Origin of the sequence: Pedobacter cryotolerans (assembly GCF_005116475.1) — a bacterium.
GTDB lineage: Bacteria > Bacteroidota > Bacteroidia > Sphingobacteriales > Sphingobacteriaceae > Pedobacter > Pedobacter cryotolerans.
The window spans coordinates 38,312-55,218 of record NZ_SWBO01000016.1; the positions used below are offsets into that span (position 1 = coordinate 38,312).

Genomic DNA, 16,907 nt, shown 5'->3' on the forward strand with positions numbered 1-16,907 from the left:
TTTGTACAAAATGTAAAGACAGATGTTTATTTTGGCTATTAACAATCAATTAAGTTTCATATGACCTATGATCTCTCCTTTTTTTCCCTACGTTTTATATTCATAAACTCTGATGGGAGCATATTGAATTTAGCCTTAAATAGTCTCGAAAAATAGTTTGGAGCACCAAAGCCAGTCATGTAAGCGATCTGGGCGACATTAAAGTCGCTTTTTTCTAATAATTCCACTGCGCGATCTAATTTTACGGAACGGATATACTCTATTGGAGTCAAGCCAGTAATTTCTAATAATTTATGATAAAGAGAGCCTCTACTCATCCCAACGTGTTTACTGAGATCTTCAACGGATAACTTAGGATCGTTTAACTTTTCATCAATATATTGTACAATTTTGTTCATTAATTTAACTTCGCTTGACTCAATTTCAAGGTCTATAGGTTTTACTTTAACATGCTTAGTGTAGGCACTTTTAACAGATTTATTATATATTAATAGATTGCTAATTTTTGCATTCAAAATATCAAAGTTGAACGGCTTGGTTAAATAATCATTTGCACCAGATTTCAAACCCTTAATTTGATCGTTTTCACCACTGATGGCCGTTAAGAGAATAACAGGGATATGACTGGTCCTTTTGTCATTCTTTATTTTTTGACTAAGTTCTATCCCGTCCATCTCCGGCATACTGATATCAGTTACTACTAGCTGTGGGTGAGCTGACAAGGTTTTTTGCCAACCTTCTTTCCCATTATTCGCCTCAATGATATGATAGTAAGCCTGCAAGCTATCTTTTAGGTGAAACCGGAATTCATCATTATCTTCAACCAATAAAACTGTGGCCATTTTCACTTCATCTAAATATTGATCTTCAGCACCAATAATATGGTCCTCACTTGCCAATAATGGCAATATTGGTTCCTGAAAAGATCCACTTACATGCTCATCAACAAGAGTAATAGGTATTTCAACATAAAATGTTGTGCCACTGCCCTCTTTGCTTTCCAGCCAGATATGACCACCATGTAATTCTACAAATTCCTTTACGATAGACAAACCAATTCCGCTTCCTTGGTTTAGGATAGAATTAACCTGAGTATCCATAAAAAACCGATCAAACACCTTTTGTTGGTAGGCCTCTGAAATTCCAATTCCAGTGTCTGATATATACATACAAAAAAGTTTTTTTTCTTGGCAATCTAAACCTTTTGTAAACATATCGATCGTAATCTTACCCCCCTCTTGAGTGAATTTAAATGCATTAGAAAGTAAATTGAATACAATTCGCTCAATCTTATCTTGGTCAAAAAGAGTAATCAAAGACCGATTCTCACTACTTAAATGTAAAGAAATTCTTCTCCGGTCCGAGAGGTCCTGAAAAGCTTCTGAGGCCTCCTTCACAAATTCTATTAAATCTCCTTTTGTTAGATTCAACTTAAGTTCTTGCTCTTCCATTTTCCTAAAATCCAGTAACTGATTGACTAGATTGAGTAACCTTCTAGCATTACGCCTGATCATTTTTACTTGGTTAGATACAGATTGTTCCTGCTTAATAGCAAGTAGTTTATCTATCGGAGCTAAAATTAAAGAAATAGGTGTCCGGAATTCATGACTAAGATTTGTTAAAAATTTTATTTTTTGCGTGTCTAGTGCGTGTGCTCGTTCACCCTCTCGTCTTTGTTGCAGTAGACGTTCTTCGGCATTGATTTTTTCTTGCTTAAGTGCTAGTTCCTTTTTAATTCTTTTTATCCCACGCTGCCTTAAACCCAATAATGTGGATGCAATAACGACCACATAGAAAAAATAAGCATAAATTGTGCGCCAGATTGGGGGTTGTATATGAACTGAAATTGAGGTAACCTTATTGTTCCAAACACCTTCGCTATTACTGGCCCGTACCTCGAATATATAATCCCCCGGATCAAGGTTGGTATAGTAAGCTGTTTTTTCATTCCCTACAAAATTCCATTCTTTCTCCAAACCCACTAACCTATAAGCATACTTTGTTTGTTGAGGTGCTGTAAAATTGAGCCCAGCATAACTAATTGAAAAATTTTGGCCATAATCTAAATTAATACGATCGGCAAATTCTATTTGTTCAGTTATAGGTGAATTTTTTCCAGGAAATATGCTGATGTTTGCAACCTTTAGCTCGGTTAGTATTACCTCTGCCAATACTCCATTCGTTGGCAATTTTAATGGATTAAAATAATTAAACCCATCCTGTCCACCAAAAAATAATTCACCATCTGAAGTTGATATGCCAGCTCCCAATACAAATGGACCATCCTGTATACCATTGGGGCGTCCATAATTTTTGATTTTTTTTGTTAGAGGATTGATGCAGCTCAATCCTTTGTCTGTACTTACCCATATCAATCCGTCTTGCCCTTCTAAAATTTTATAAACGATACTGTTGGCCAGACCATTCGTTTCATCAATATTACTGAACTTATGGGATGATTGATTAAACAGACTCAATCCGCCACCATTTGTTCCAGCCCACAGATTGTTTTTACTATCTTGCAATAGACTAAGCACCACATCATCTCCAAGTCCGCTGTTTTCTTTATTATAAACTTTGAATGTCTGTTTATTTCTATTAAACTTTACAATTCCAGTTCCATTTGATGCCAACCAGATATTACCTATCTGATCTTCCGCAATGGCACGCATAAAACCATTGCTCGGCATTCTATAATTGCCTTGTCCACGGTCCCAATACCTACTGAAATTATCGCTTATGGGATTATAAACATTAACACCACTGCCATTTGTGCCAATCCATATTAATCCCTTGCTGTCCTGCTTTATAAAGAAAATATCATTTTGGCTAAGCCCGTCATTTTTACCCTCTGCTTTAATCTGTTTGTAAGTTTTTTTATCAGGATCGTAAATAAAAAGGCCATTTTGATAAGTGCCGACCCACAGGTTTCCATCTAAGTCTAATTCTAAAGCCATAATGGACAAGGGATTTTCAGAGAAGCCTGCGTCATTTCTGATTTTTATCTGCTCAAAAAGACCAGAACCTTTGTTAAATAAATGCAAACCACCTCCGTCAGTTCCAACAAATATCTCACCTTTTTTATATTCGGCAAATGAAGTAACTACAGGAGAGGCAAGACCTTTAGGATCAAAGAGTGTACTTGTTTTGAGATTAAACAATGCTAAGTTGGGATCTAACTTATTGACCCCTCCTTGAAAAGTACCAAACCAAATGATTGCATTTTTAGCCATACAAATACTTCTCACAGATTTATGGCTAAGGCTAAAAGATTTACGCTTGTCGGTTTTAACATTAACAAAGGTTTGAATATTAGGATCAAATATGCTTATACCATCTTCAGTACCAAGCCATAACTTACCATCTCTTGCGAAACTAGCAGCATAGATTATATCATTTGAACTCTGTGAACCGGTTGACCTTGAAATTCGAAGAAAATTGTTGTTGTCAACTAATATATTCAATCCCTTATTGGTGCCAAAAAAAAGCCGGCCAGATTTATTTCGTGCAACTGTTCTTATACAATTATCACTTAAACTTTTGGGATTGCTTGGTTGATGTAAAAATTTAGAAGTTTGGTTTGATTTCAAATCATAGCGTAAAAGCCCCATGTTGGTGCCAATCCACATCCTATCTGGATGATCCTGATAAAAACAGAGCACTGTTGAACCACTCCCCACCAAACGATTTATATCTATATTTTGTACGTTTTTCGTCTTCGCATCGATAATTCGATAACCACCAAAGGTTCCTACCCAGATATTGCCCTTTAAATCTAGATAAAGTGCTTTTACATTTAATTGAGTTTTCGCTCCCAAGCCACCATCGCCAACAAAGGATACAAATTTATTTTGATTGGCATTGTAATGCGCCAAGCCGCCACTACTTGTTCCTACCCAAAGTGTTCCAGTACGATCTAAAAGCAAAGCGTTTACGTTATTTGATGGAATACTAGAGCTATCAGAGTCAGAATGGGTATAAGATGTGAAATTAGTTCCGTCGAATTTATTAAGTCCATCATTCGTACCGAACCACATCATCCCTGATTTATCTTGAATAACAGCATTAACTGTATTGGATGATAAGCCATTTTTTGTATTGAGTGTGATAAACTTATAATCATCCTGTGCAAAAGCAACCTCACAGTTAAATGCTAGGGTAAAGAGAATTAATATACGAGAAATGAATGGTAGTTGTTTAAACATATATTAATACTTGGGAGATGTAAATGGGTATGGGATTATAACATATATACATTTCAGCCCTTTGGACCCTACTAATCTTTTTATCATTTGGTTAGATAACTTCAAATATAAAGAATAGGAAGCAAAAATATGTACGAACTATTTTAAAAATGCCTCAAATGGAGAAGCTGGTAACCCTTCTCTATTATACAGATTTGCACCTTCTGGATTATCAGCCCATGCATACCGAACATAAATCGGTTTAGCAATGCTATCACTCCAAACAATTACTTCATTGTTATCAATTTTAGCCTTTGCCCAAATAAAATTCTTATCTGCTCCTGCTATTGCGAAATGGTGAAGTTCATCGCTATTCTTTGAAATTAATCCACTTCCGGTATTAGTAAATTTTAACCTAATTTTATTTTGTTCAATTGCAAGGGAATGATAAATTGGTCCTGAATACACTAGGTTTTTTGTTCCAAATGCTAAATGCTCTGCCCAGAGCGCCAATCTTTCGCCAATATCCTTTTTATTTAATGGGTGAATGTCGTTCCATTCCCCAACATCTATGCCCACTGCTAAACCAGTAGATGGGATAGTGAGTGCATCTAGTTGACTTTGCCGTAACTGAGCCCAATTACTTTCACTTGGCAAGTAATTTACTTCCATAAAATTAGGAAGCTGGACAATAACGAAGGGCAAATTCCCTTGTCCCCATTTCATTCGCCAATCTTCAATAAGGTCATTCAGCAATTTAGCATATTCCTTTGGTCGCCCGCTGTTTGTTTCACCCTGATACCATAAAAAACCATTTATAGCATAATTAGTAGCAGGAGCAGTCATCGTGTTAAATAAGCCAGTAGGAGCGTTTTGTGCAATGATTGGCCGTAAATGATTTATTTCGTTTTGTACTCCAGCTGATATGAAATTCTGTTGAACGATTGCTATTTGATACATCCAATCTCCACGCAGATCAATACTTTCTCCATTTGCATTAAGAACATAATTTTTGTCTGGAACAAACCCTCCTTTACCAGAATTGTTTACCACTTTAATTACAATAATATTTTTCCCAGGCTTTAGTATCCCGGGTTTTATAATATACCTACGTGGAGGGTATTGATAGGTCGTGTTACCAACAAATTCACCGTTAATAAAGGTAGAATCGGCATCAACAATACATCCCAAAAAAAGTTTTGCAGGTGTATTAATCATTGATGCAGGAATATCAATTTCCTTTCTAAAGTAAATTGTTCCATTTAATCCCTTGACACCTTGATCGGCCCAATAACCTGGCATCCAGAACTGCCGCCAACCAATAGGTTTAAAATTAGGGTCAATCCATTTAACTGTATCCGTTAAGCCTTTATCAACTTGAATTATACGTGCTGGATTATTAAGGTCTTGCTGCATTAAAAGTTTATTAAAGTTACTTATGTAAACTGTATCCTTTAAATTTTTAATCTCCTGCATTATTGCAGGATAATCTTTAAAAGCCTCTTCACTCATCCATGCTTCAATCGGAACACCTCCTACACTTGCATTTATAATGCCAATTGGAATTTTATACTTTTGATAAAGCTTTTTTGCAAAAAAGTAAGTTACACCTCCCATCCCAAGTATATTTTCACCAACTGCTTGTTTCCATTTAGCACTCAGATGATTTTCATGTACTTTGGTAAAATCAGAATTTGTTGGGATGAAAAAGTTCCTAATTTCCGAAAAATTATCGTTTGAAACTTCACTCGGATACTTCTCTTTCAAACGTTCCATTGTAAGTACCATATTCGATTGTCCGGAACAAAACCATACATCTCCAATCAGCACATCGTTGATGACAATCAAATTTTCACCTTTAAGAACCATCTTATATGGGCCGCCAGCTTTCATTTCAGCTAACATAATTAGCCATTTCGAATCCTTTCCAGCGGTGGTATTGTAGCTTTTACCATTAAATGAAATTGATATTTTTTCACCAATGCTTCCCCAACCCCAAATCTTTAGCTTAGTATTTCGCTGCAAAACCATGTGATCAGATATTAACTGAGGAAGTCTAATATCTGCATAAACTAGGAATGTTGAAAAGAAAAGGATTAACGATAGTAAAGTAGTTTTATAACCTAGATGCATAATTTTGGAAACAGTTTATTGACTAAAACATTGAGCTGATTATATTGATAGTGTTCTATTATTTTATAAGATTATAATAAAATAAATAATCCTGCTAAAGCCATTTGACTTTAGCAGGAATAAACATTTTTTTACTTAAATTATTCTAAATTATTTCCCTTGTAAGGCCTGCTTAACTGCAGAATAAGCTGGTTTCTTTGAATAGTCTGCGTTGAATAGTAGAGCATATTCAGGTCTAACAGCTGTATTTAACCAACCTTTCGGATCATCTACACCCCAAATGGTTATACCAGCTCTTTGTGGGGCAGGAACATATTTCATATACTGAGCGATAACAAACTGATACATCTCTGCCTGCAATGCTAGGGTAAATGAACTTGGCGAATAGGTTGTGGCATTAGCTACATTAACTCTAATATCAAGCTCTGTTATTTTTACTTTCAAACCAGTTGCACCAAGCTTTCTCAAAGAATTGATAATTCCTGCTCTTGACGAGTTTGTGTTGATATGCATTTGGGTACCAATACCATCAATAGGAATTCCCTGAGACTTTAACCTAGTTACAAATCTGATCAAAGAATCTACTTTTACCTGGTCATTTTGTTCCAAATTATAGTCGTTAATGTAAAGTTCTGCACTAGCGTCTGCCTCTCTTGCATATTTAAAAGCATCTGCAATGTAATTTCTTCCTAAAGTGGAAAACCAGTGGTATGTCGTACCTGTATTTGGCCCTGTACGTAGGTTTCCATCATCTGCAAAAACCTCATTCACAACATCCCAACTTTTAACGCCTCTTGTTTTATAGCGGTTAATTAAGCCTTGTATATAGTTTTTCATTGCAGCATCAACCCTAACCCTAACCTGTCCCAAATCAGGTGCAGGTACCGGAGTCGCATCAACAAAAGTTGCATCGTCTATAAAATAGGTATTTGCTACTGCACCCAAATCTAATAATACTCTAGTATTGGCATCTCTTGCTTCAAATTCATAATTAATAAGCTGCCAATCCGTACCAATAGTTTGATCACCTTGATATTGGGCACTTGGACCTGTAGAAACCCTCATTCTTCCAGCAGGTGCAGCTGCTTTGATGTAAAATGAAAACTTGTACCTAACCCCAACTTTTGTTGGCATTAGATCACTTGCCAGTTGCACATTGAATGATTGACCAGCTGCTGCCACAGTAGCTTTTAATGACCTAGCCCCAGTTCTAACTTCACCTCCCGTACCTGATGAAAAGGAGGCTGCCCCATTGTATGCCGACCAATTGGTAAAGGTAGTACCTGTACCAAGTTCGAAGCCTCCATTGTTTAATAAATTAACCACAACCGGAGCAGGGCTGCCGCCCAAACTGTTTAAATAAGTAAGATTTTGCTGAGAGTGCCAAACTAGCGTGTGTCCGTGGATGCTTAAACCTGCTGCTGTAGCGGCACTAGCTAGCGCATCAGCTGCCGCAAAATTAAATTCACCATTATCTCTTACAATACTACCGTACTTCATGGCATTTTCAAAAGTAATTATTGAAGCTTCCCTAACAATTGTACTTTTATATCTTGGATCGTTAGCAAATGCAGAATTATCTACAGCAAAACCAATAGGAAAAGGGGCAACTCCTTTTAAAGTACCTGCTGTATCCGTAAAATTACCTTCGTTTAAGCTATTAAATTCAGCTTCTTTTTTACAAGATGCTGTTAAAATCATTGTAACCGATAGCAGGGTTAATGATTGAATGAGTTTCTTTTTCATTTTAATTTATTTATAAATTATAAACCAATATTAAATTAGTTGTACCCTGTATTTTGAGGGTATGCAGGTCCAGAGGTTACTAGATCTATTTGCCTTTGAGGAATTGGCCTTAAAATATGAAAGTCTCTAATATTGGGGCGAGCTTGAGCGTTATAAGTAGTCACTCTTTGAATAAGCGATTTTGTTCTTGCCAAATCCCACCATCTTAAATGCTCTCCATACAATTCACGAGTTCGTTCATTTAAAATAAAATCTAAATTGATGTCGGATGCTGTAATTTGCAATGCTAAAGCAGCTGCTGTATTTTGTGCGGCTGTCCTGGTTGTGCTAAATGCTGCCCTAGTTCTCAAAACGTTAATCATCTCAGCTGCTTTTGCATTATTGTTTGCTTTATGATAGGCCTCAGCTGCAATTAAATATACATCAGCAAATCTGAACATCACAAACGGCCGGGTAGAAGGGTCATTTACTGCAGGGCGATTAGGATCATCATATTTCTTCATTGAAGGATAAAAAACATCAGTGTATGCGTTGGCTCCGTTAGCACCTGTTGGGGTGAAAATAACTCCCTTAAAGGCAGCTCTTCTTGCCGCTGTAACTTCAAAAGGGGGCATCCAAATCGCAGTATCAGTACCAACAGTTAAAGCACCTCTTGGTGTAGTAATTCCAGCTGTATTTGCTATCCAAACAGTCTGAAAAGTTTTATAATACCTTGTATCTTCTACTACATTAGTAAAAGCAGTGTTAATTACGTAACTAGTATTTGGACGCATTCTAATAAAAGGTCTCCCATTAGCAATATCTCTAGTCATTACAGCAGAACCTCCAGTTGATGGATAATTTGCATTAACGGTTGGATAGTTAGGCCTCTGAAAATAGGCCGTTCCATTTGATCTACCTCCTGAGGCACCAGGTACAAATTCCCCAAATCTTGGATCATTGTTATAATCAACTACAAATAATGTTTCCTTGCCATACTCGTTACCTGGCTTGTGGGCATCAGCATAATCTTGCCATAAATCAACACCATAAGTTGTTTTATTATCAATTAAATTTTGTGCTGTAGATGCTGCCATTTGAAAATCGGTTGGTTGAGCAACATCAGAGAATCCTCTAGTAGAATAAACTTTGGCTAATAAGTAAAGAGCTGTAGCTCTTGTTGCAGCTTTACCCAAAAAAGGTGCTGTTGGCACGTTTTGCAATTCAACTGCCGCTTCTGTTAAATCTTTAATGATAAAATCATATATCTCTGCTCTTGGTGATGGAGCTGCTGCTGCAGATGGTATTGTTATAAAAGTTTTGTTCAATGGAATGTTGCCAAAAGTTATTATCAAATTATAATACAAAAAGGCCCTCATAAATTTTGCTTGTGCCAATGCTTGAGTTTTTTCTATTTCTGTTGGGAAACTAGCTGCTGGTCCAAATTGCAACACACCATTAAGTGTATTGATATCCTGATAAGATATTTGAAATGTTGGAGCGTAATCATTCGATAAACTTGCAAGATTAGTGTAATTTAAGGTATTGGTAGAACCACCTGCACTTGCACCAGCTAAAACTTCATCTGTACCTCCTGCTGTTTGAACAGAAAAACCTTCGGTGCCCCATAAAAAACGCATATCTGAATAAGCACCAGTTACACCTGCGATAATACCTGCTGGAGATGCCAAATAATCTTGACTTAGTGCCGTTCTTTGGTTTTCTTCCAGTAATTTTTTACAGCTTGACAAGCTTAATGCGCCTAGTGCTGTAGTTATAAAAAATATTGCTTTAAATAATTTCATTTTGATAGTTTTTAAAATTTAACATTAACACCTAATTGAAAAGTGCGAGTTGGTGGATTATTTAAATTTACTGTAATTGCCCTACCTGTAACATTCTGACCTACAGTTGAACCATTTGAAGTAGCTACACCACCATATCCGTTGCCCTCTGGGTCAATTGCCAATCCGCTTCTAACTAAGGGCGACCATAAAATAAATGGATTAACTGCTGTTGCGTAAACCCTTACAGAACTTAATCCCGTTTTAGCTAATAACTTTGAAGACAGGTTATATCCAAAATTGATACTTCTTACTTTAATGAATGAACCATCTCTATAAGCCAAAGTTGATGCATAAATAAAACGGTCAGCACTGGCATCTGGAGCTGGAAAATCATTTGTAGGATTTAAAGGTGTCCAATAATTAACCTTGTATTGATTTGCTCTAGAATTGTTAAAAAAAGGATAACCTTGAGCACTTCCATCTGCTGTTAAGTAAGGCAATGCAACGGTCTGGCCTATCCTTGCAAAAGTTACAATTGACAAATCAAATGATTTGTAAGAAAATCTATTCGTAAAACCGGCATCAAAGTCCGGCTGGAAATTTCCAATGATTTGTAAATCTGCTGCGCTGATCGTACCATCGTTGTTTAAGTCTTCTACTTTAATTTGACCAGGGATTTGACTGTATCTAGCAGCTTCGGCAGCTTCATCTGACTGCCAGATACCTGTTTTTTTATAATCACGGATAATATTAAACGGTTGACCAACAACCCATCCTCTTGCAAAATCAGCGAGTAATCCTTCTCTTAAAAAAGTTATTTCATTACTGAATTTAGAAATATAAAAATCTGTAGACCAGTTAAATCCGTCTTTCTTTACAATATTATCGCTGCTAATACTAAATTCATACCCTTTACCTTTGGTTCTACCTGCATTTACGTTGGTGTTACCTGCCCCACCACTTAATGGTAAAGGTAAGCTTTGAAGAATATCGCTGGTTTCTTGTGTGTAATATTCAATAGCACCAGTTATGCGATTGTTAAACAATCCAAAATCTAGACCAAAATTATAGTTGACGGTACTTTCCCATCCCAATGAGGTGTTTGCAAGACTTGTAACTAATGCGCCCAATTGTCCAGTTGCACCGAAATTATATGGATATGTAGTTCCACTGCTTAGCAAACCTTGAGTTGAGTAAGGTGCAATTGATTGATTTGCAGTAACACCCCATCCAGCTCTTAGCTTTAATTGTGAAATAGGCTTAACATTTTTCATAAAACCCTCCTCAGAGATATTCCATCCCAAGCCAATCGCAGGATAATTAGTATATTGAAATCCTGGAGATAAAACCGAAGAACCATCTCTTCTAATAGTGGCCGTCAGTAAATATTTACCTTTAAATGTATAATTTAAACGAGCCATATAGGAGATTAATCCTCTTTCTGTAAATCCACCATTATTTGCTGTAAGAGTTGCGCCTTGTGCTAAATTATAATTTTGCAAATAATCTGCTGGGATTCCGTTGGCACTAAAACCACTATTTTGATTATGGTTTTTTTCCATACTAAATAACCCGGTAAATGAGACATTGTGATGCTCTGCAAATGTTTTATTATAGAGAATTAAGTTCTCCCATAAAACAGCCCAGTTCTCTGAATTTGTCACAGAAGCACTAGATTGAGCGGCCAATCTGCTTGCATTGTAAAAAGTATTGGGCGCTGTGTAGGCACCACCTTGTACTTGTCCGTAAGTTAAACCTACGTTGGTTCTAAACTTTAAACCATCTATAATTTGAAATTCGCCGTAAATACTATTGAAAGTAGCTAATCTTCTACTAGGATTTATATTTACATCGTCTCTGATGGTTAATGGATTAACTGCCTCTACATCTAATGTGCCAACCTGAGGTCTCAAGTTAATAGACCCATCTGGATTAGTTGGCGAAAATAAAGGGCTAATCCTTAAGGTGCCCCCAACAGGGAACCTATTTCCACCTTCACTATTACCTAAGCTATTTAAAGAGTTAAAACCTATTTTTAATCTTTTATTCACTTGATGATCTAATGTAGTTCTTAGAGTGATCCTGTTATAATTTTGTCCGTAAACAATGCCTTCTTCATTACGGTATCCAGCTCCAACGGAGAATTTTGTAGCTTCAGATCCTCCCGAAATACTCAAAGCATGATCTGTTGTAAATCCTTGTCTGAATACAACATCTTGCCAGTTAGTATTTACTCCTGCTGCCAAATTTGCCGCCTCAACCTCTGTAAGCGCATAAGGATTAGTACCAGGGGAAATTGAATTGCCTCTTGCAGCTGCTAGCTTAAATGCAGCAAACTCCTCACCATTAAAGAAATCATATTCTGCCAATCTTTCATTCAGACCAAAAAATGCGTCATAGCTAATCACTGCTTTACCTGCTCTACCCCTCTTGGTGGTAATTAATATTACTCCACTAGCTCCCCTAGAACCGTAAATGGCAGTTGCAGAAGCATCTTTTAATATGTCTAAGGTTTCTATGTCATTAGGATTAATTTCATTAATGCCACCGGTAAAAGGAACACCGTCTAACACTATTAAAGGAGAATTCTGACCATCGGCTGCCCCTTGAGTTGCACCCAATGATCTTTCACCCCGTATACGAATTTGCCCGCTGGAACCGAGCTGAGTGCTGTTACTTTGAATATCAACGCCCGCTGCCCTGCCCTTCAACTGGTCTATAACATTCGTGGTCGGCACTTCTCTTAAAGCGTCTCCACTAACCGAAACTACCGATCCGGTTATGTCTTTTCTACGTTGGGTTCCATACCCAACTACGACCACTTCATTCAGTGACTGCTGATCTGTTTGTAGTTGAATGGTCATTGGAGCTGTTTGCGCAGTCACCTCTTTGGTAACGAAGCCTAGATAAGACACAACTAAAACTGCCCCATTTGATGGTACAACAATAGTAAAGGAACCATCTAAGCCTGTAGATGCCACAGCGGTTCCTATTTTTAGTTTTACGGATGCACCGGGAAGCGGGAGGCCTGCTTGATCTACAACCTTACCGGAAACAGTACGATTTTGTGCAAATAAATTGATAGAAAATAACGACAATAAAATTACCATCGTTGTAATTTTCCTAAAATGAATAGGTTTGAATTTTAGCATACTAAGTTTATTTTGGTTAGAGTTTTTGAAAATGTTTATACAGAAGAGTTTATTGATTTTTATGGATTTAAATTTGGGAGATAAAATGATGGTTAATCAAAGAATTGTTGGTATACAGATTTACTTTTCTTAAAATTTGCATTAGCAATCGGTTGCATAAATATGCAGTTTTTTAGGGAATAACTCGTTCATAATTGATTATGTAAAAATAGCATAATAGGTAATTTGGTTAGCGTACAGAATTGCAATGAAGATATCACAATTCTATCATTCAAAGTTCTAATGTTATGTCATTTGAAGATGGTAATTTTCATCAAAATAGTGATACAAATGTTCAAAACCACTCATCGCCTCTTTTGAACAGCTTTCAATAACAAAAATTAGCATTCTATTTCCGATATTGTTAATCTGTGGAACCAAATATCAAGTTCTAACAAATTAAGGCTTGGGTTATCTTATTTGTATAATCAAAAAGGGTTTTCTCAATTAGCTATATCAATTTGAACAAAAATTAAGGTACGTTATATCCTTTGTCAACTAATGCTTAGCAATTACTTTTTTTACTAAAACTATCCAGACCTAACATTCAACATTCAGGCAACGCGATAATTAAAGGCTGGCAACCGATTGCATATTTTTAGTTTCGCCAGGGTGAGCTAATAGTTTTTATAATGATTAAATTTTCTCCAGATAGAACCATGTATTAATTAAATTGAGTTGACTCCCTTCGGTATTATGTATTCACAGTTAAGCATTAAATCAATGAAATTGAAATTTTGTTGTCCAATAAAACACCAATCCGTGCCAGGGTGGACAAAGTAAAACATCTTTTTATATACAATTTGGTGTCAATTACCTAATTTTATAGCACATAAATAACCTGTACCTTTTTGATAAAAAATTTTACCCTCTGTCACCAACAAATTATATGCTTTGACCGCATAATTTTTTTGAAATAATGATTTAACACCCACCAGTTGAGGTTGAAGTAACACGGTACCATCAGATAATCTACCTTCGTTCATTGCTTTTTCAATGACCTCTTTGAGTTGTAGATGATAAGGAATAGATGAAAGATAGTTAGGAGACCAATTTTGCAACGACATAGTTTTAATATTATTTATGGACAACACATTATCATCTGCCAGCACTTTTATTGTCGGATAAAATGTGATAATCTTCTATTGGTAGATGAAAAATTATGATATAAATGATAGCTGATAACGTGAAAGCAATTGAATACGAACATAACGGATATCCGCAATTAGAATGCCTTGTAAATTGACGATCAAAATATGAGTAACAGTAGCACATTTTTCTATATCATATAGTCAAGATGTTCAATCAGAAAATAAAACGTGTGATTTTATTTTAAGTCCATTGGTTTACGTTGGGGGGAAAGTGGTTCTTCCATGCTTTTTGGCAATAATTATGATAACTGAGATTTTGTGCGTTAGAAATTAATGACCATTACAAATCTAATTTTCTTTTCTAATAATGTATTCTGTGAATAATCAGCTCGATCTTATCAATATTATGTTCAAAAGGCAGAAATGTGCGTGTGCACCAATTGCTGCGAACTATCCACCAAAATACAGCATTGTTATACTACAAAATTCAAGGACTTGGCTCCTTTTCAAAAGACTTTTAAGATTGTTCTGAATCGAAAATATTATGATTATTAGCACCACGCTGATGGAAAATTGATGAAAATACCGCCAGTATTACCAGTAAAAGAACAGCAGATTGCAATTACCAAGATTATAAAGCAGCAGTATGATGAGATGTAGGATTTACAGGATAAGGTTTTATCAACAAAAGGAATCGCAAGGCAATTCCGGATGCACAGGAATTCATAAGAAAATATTGACAAACACCCCAACAAGTAAACGCTGAAGGAAAGCGGCATGATAGAGAAAGAATTACTTCGATTATATTAAAAGCGACCGGCAGACAATAGCGGTCTTTATTTAAAAACATTATTGAAGGAGTTGCGGAATTTGGGATAGGCAGGTGGACATAGTACGCTTTCGAGGCGCCCTGCCCTACTATGGCATTCGCATCGAAAAGTAAGCGGAAAAAGAGTCGCCACAACAATCAGGTTCAACCTTTAAGCATTGTAATGCTGCAATGTAACTATTATGGCATTGTTTATTAATATCTAACTTACCGGAAAAATAAAATCGCGCGATCTATTACCACTAAAAAGGTAATCAAAGACACAATTCTTCCAGAAGAGGAAGCACAAAAGTTTATTGAATTAAATCATTTCTTTCAGAACAGGCTTTTAAGCCCTGCAATGCTGGCAACAAAAACAATCCTATCAATTTAATTGCATCGAACCAAAAAAACCAGATAATATAAATTATAACTTTTTCGATAAGAAGGAATTAGCAAAAAAAGTTTTAAAATTTGAAGCCTTTGCACAGTATGGATATGGAAAATGGGTTTGAACCTCTGATTTTCAGACGGATGCTGTCTTTCTATAATAGTTTGGTTGTCATTTAGTTACAGCATTTCTAAAAAATTCTATAATCTATTTGTAACGGTATTTAATTATTTACGAATTTATTGAATAATTCTATGTGTAAGCTTTGGCCAGGTGGCAATTTAGATGATATCTAGTATCTTTATTAAAACATAAGCATTCCGTTGTGTCTTAGTAAGAATAGCGAATAACAAAGAAAAAATCCTTAAATTATCAAGGTGACTGTATTATGGCTGAGTTAATGGTTTCTAAATCCATAAATCATTGATAATGGAATATTTGAAGACAAATAGTTTACAATGCAATATTCTCCACTACCATTTGGGGAGCTAGACCGGACGGGTCCGCGGTTTTATGGATTATCAGCCTGTATGCCAGTTTCTTGCGTTTTTTTCAAAGTGAGTACTCACGAATTACTCACTAACATTTAATTCAAAGTGCTTCAAATGCTATTTTCAAATTTAGTAAATTCAGTTGAATTTATCTAGAAATTAGATTGAAATAAGGCAAGGATTTAACAACGTTATATGACCTTAGATTTATTTATATTTCCAACATGTTTCCTGCAAATAACTTTTTGGTATATGCAATGCATCCTGCACTGGGTTTGTGGTAAAAAACTATTAATTTTTTGTCTTTCATTACGATGTCACTTATGTAATGTTTCATTTTTGACATAGTCAAACTTAAAACGTTAGGAGGCATTTGTAAATCTATAAAGAATAATAATTCCTCAATCAAAAAGTTACGGCGCATTTTTTGAACCCTTATAAGCAGCCCTGGAAGTTAGCGTGTGCTTGCTTTTCTCCAAATAGACTTCTACAATTGTTCCATCTTCCTGAATATTTACATGATGCCAGCGAAGCTGCTCAAGCTCCCTTATGTAACTTTGTGATGTGCCGCCAACATTTAGGATATCAAAGTTGAGCATTGACGGATCAATATTGTCGATTGGGAATTCCGAATTCTTACCATCAATGATACTTTTATAAAGAAAATCATAATCAACAACTATCTCTTCGTAAAACCCATCAGTAACATCGTCAAAGTCACAGTTTTCATGACTAAACAGAAGGAATACAAGCTCGTCGATATTCAGCTTAGATGGATCGATACTTTTTATCAGTTTGAGCAACATTCTGTATATTTCGGAGAAACTGACCATGTGATTCCGTGGCAAACTGACCACCTAATTTGCTGGCGAACGAACGTTGCAAATGCTATAGAAGCGTTAACAAAAGTAGTTATTTAAAGTTGTTTTTTATTGGAAGCTATTTTCTTGCACAGGCACCCTTTTCTTCCGCATTGATTCTCCCTTGAGTTCAATACGGTTGGCATCATGAACAATCCTATCCAATATTGCGTCGGCAATGGTTTTTTCACCAATCACTTCATGCCATTTGCTTACTGGCAGCTGTGAGGTAATGATAAGTGAGGT

At 36.0% G+C, this 16,907-nt stretch carries 8 protein-coding genes; all 8 read right to left on the reverse strand.

What is annotated here, in order from left to right; translation table 11 throughout:
• Positions 1-65: 65 nt before the first annotated feature.
• Positions 66-4,205, reverse strand: a complete 4,140-nt coding sequence (locus FA045_RS17820; RefSeq protein ID WP_136878438.1) for a hybrid sensor histidine kinase/response regulator transcription factor — start codon at positions 4,203-4,205, stop codon at positions 66-68.
• A 138-nt stretch (positions 4,206-4,343) separates the two neighbouring features.
• A complete protein-coding gene (locus FA045_RS17825; RefSeq protein WP_136878439.1) occupies positions 4,344-6,317 on the reverse strand; it encodes a sialate O-acetylesterase in 1,974 nt (657 codons plus the stop codon).
• A gap of 150 nt (positions 6,318-6,467) precedes the next feature.
• A complete protein-coding gene (locus FA045_RS17830) occupies positions 6,468-8,063 on the reverse strand; it encodes an endo-1,4-beta-xylanase (protein ID WP_136878440.1) in 1,596 nt (531 codons plus the stop codon).
• 35 nt (positions 8,064-8,098) lie between these two features.
• Entirely contained in the window at positions 8,099-9,847 is a 1,749-nt protein-coding gene (locus tag FA045_RS17835) for a RagB/SusD family nutrient uptake outer membrane protein (RefSeq protein ID WP_136878441.1), read from the reverse strand.
• 11 nt (positions 9,848-9,858) lie between these two features.
• Entirely contained in the window at positions 9,859-12,981 is a 3,123-nt protein-coding gene (locus FA045_RS17840; protein WP_136878442.1) for a SusC/RagA family TonB-linked outer membrane protein, read from the reverse strand.
• Between the two features lie 848 nt (positions 12,982-13,829).
• Positions 13,830-14,132, reverse strand: coding sequence for a hypothetical protein (locus FA045_RS17845; RefSeq protein WP_136878443.1), 303 nt, complete (start codon positions 14,130-14,132; stop codon positions 13,830-13,832).
• A gap of 2,082 nt (positions 14,133-16,214) precedes the next feature.
• Positions 16,215-16,607 (reverse strand): hypothetical protein, encoded by a 393-nt coding sequence (locus tag FA045_RS17850; RefSeq protein ID WP_136878444.1) that lies wholly within the window; start codon positions 16,605-16,607, stop codon positions 16,215-16,217.
• A 123-nt stretch (positions 16,608-16,730) separates the two neighbouring features.
• Positions 16,731-16,907, reverse strand: a 177-nt coding sequence (locus FA045_RS17855) for an ATP-binding protein (protein ID WP_169305096.1), incomplete at its 5' end; no start/stop codon positions are given.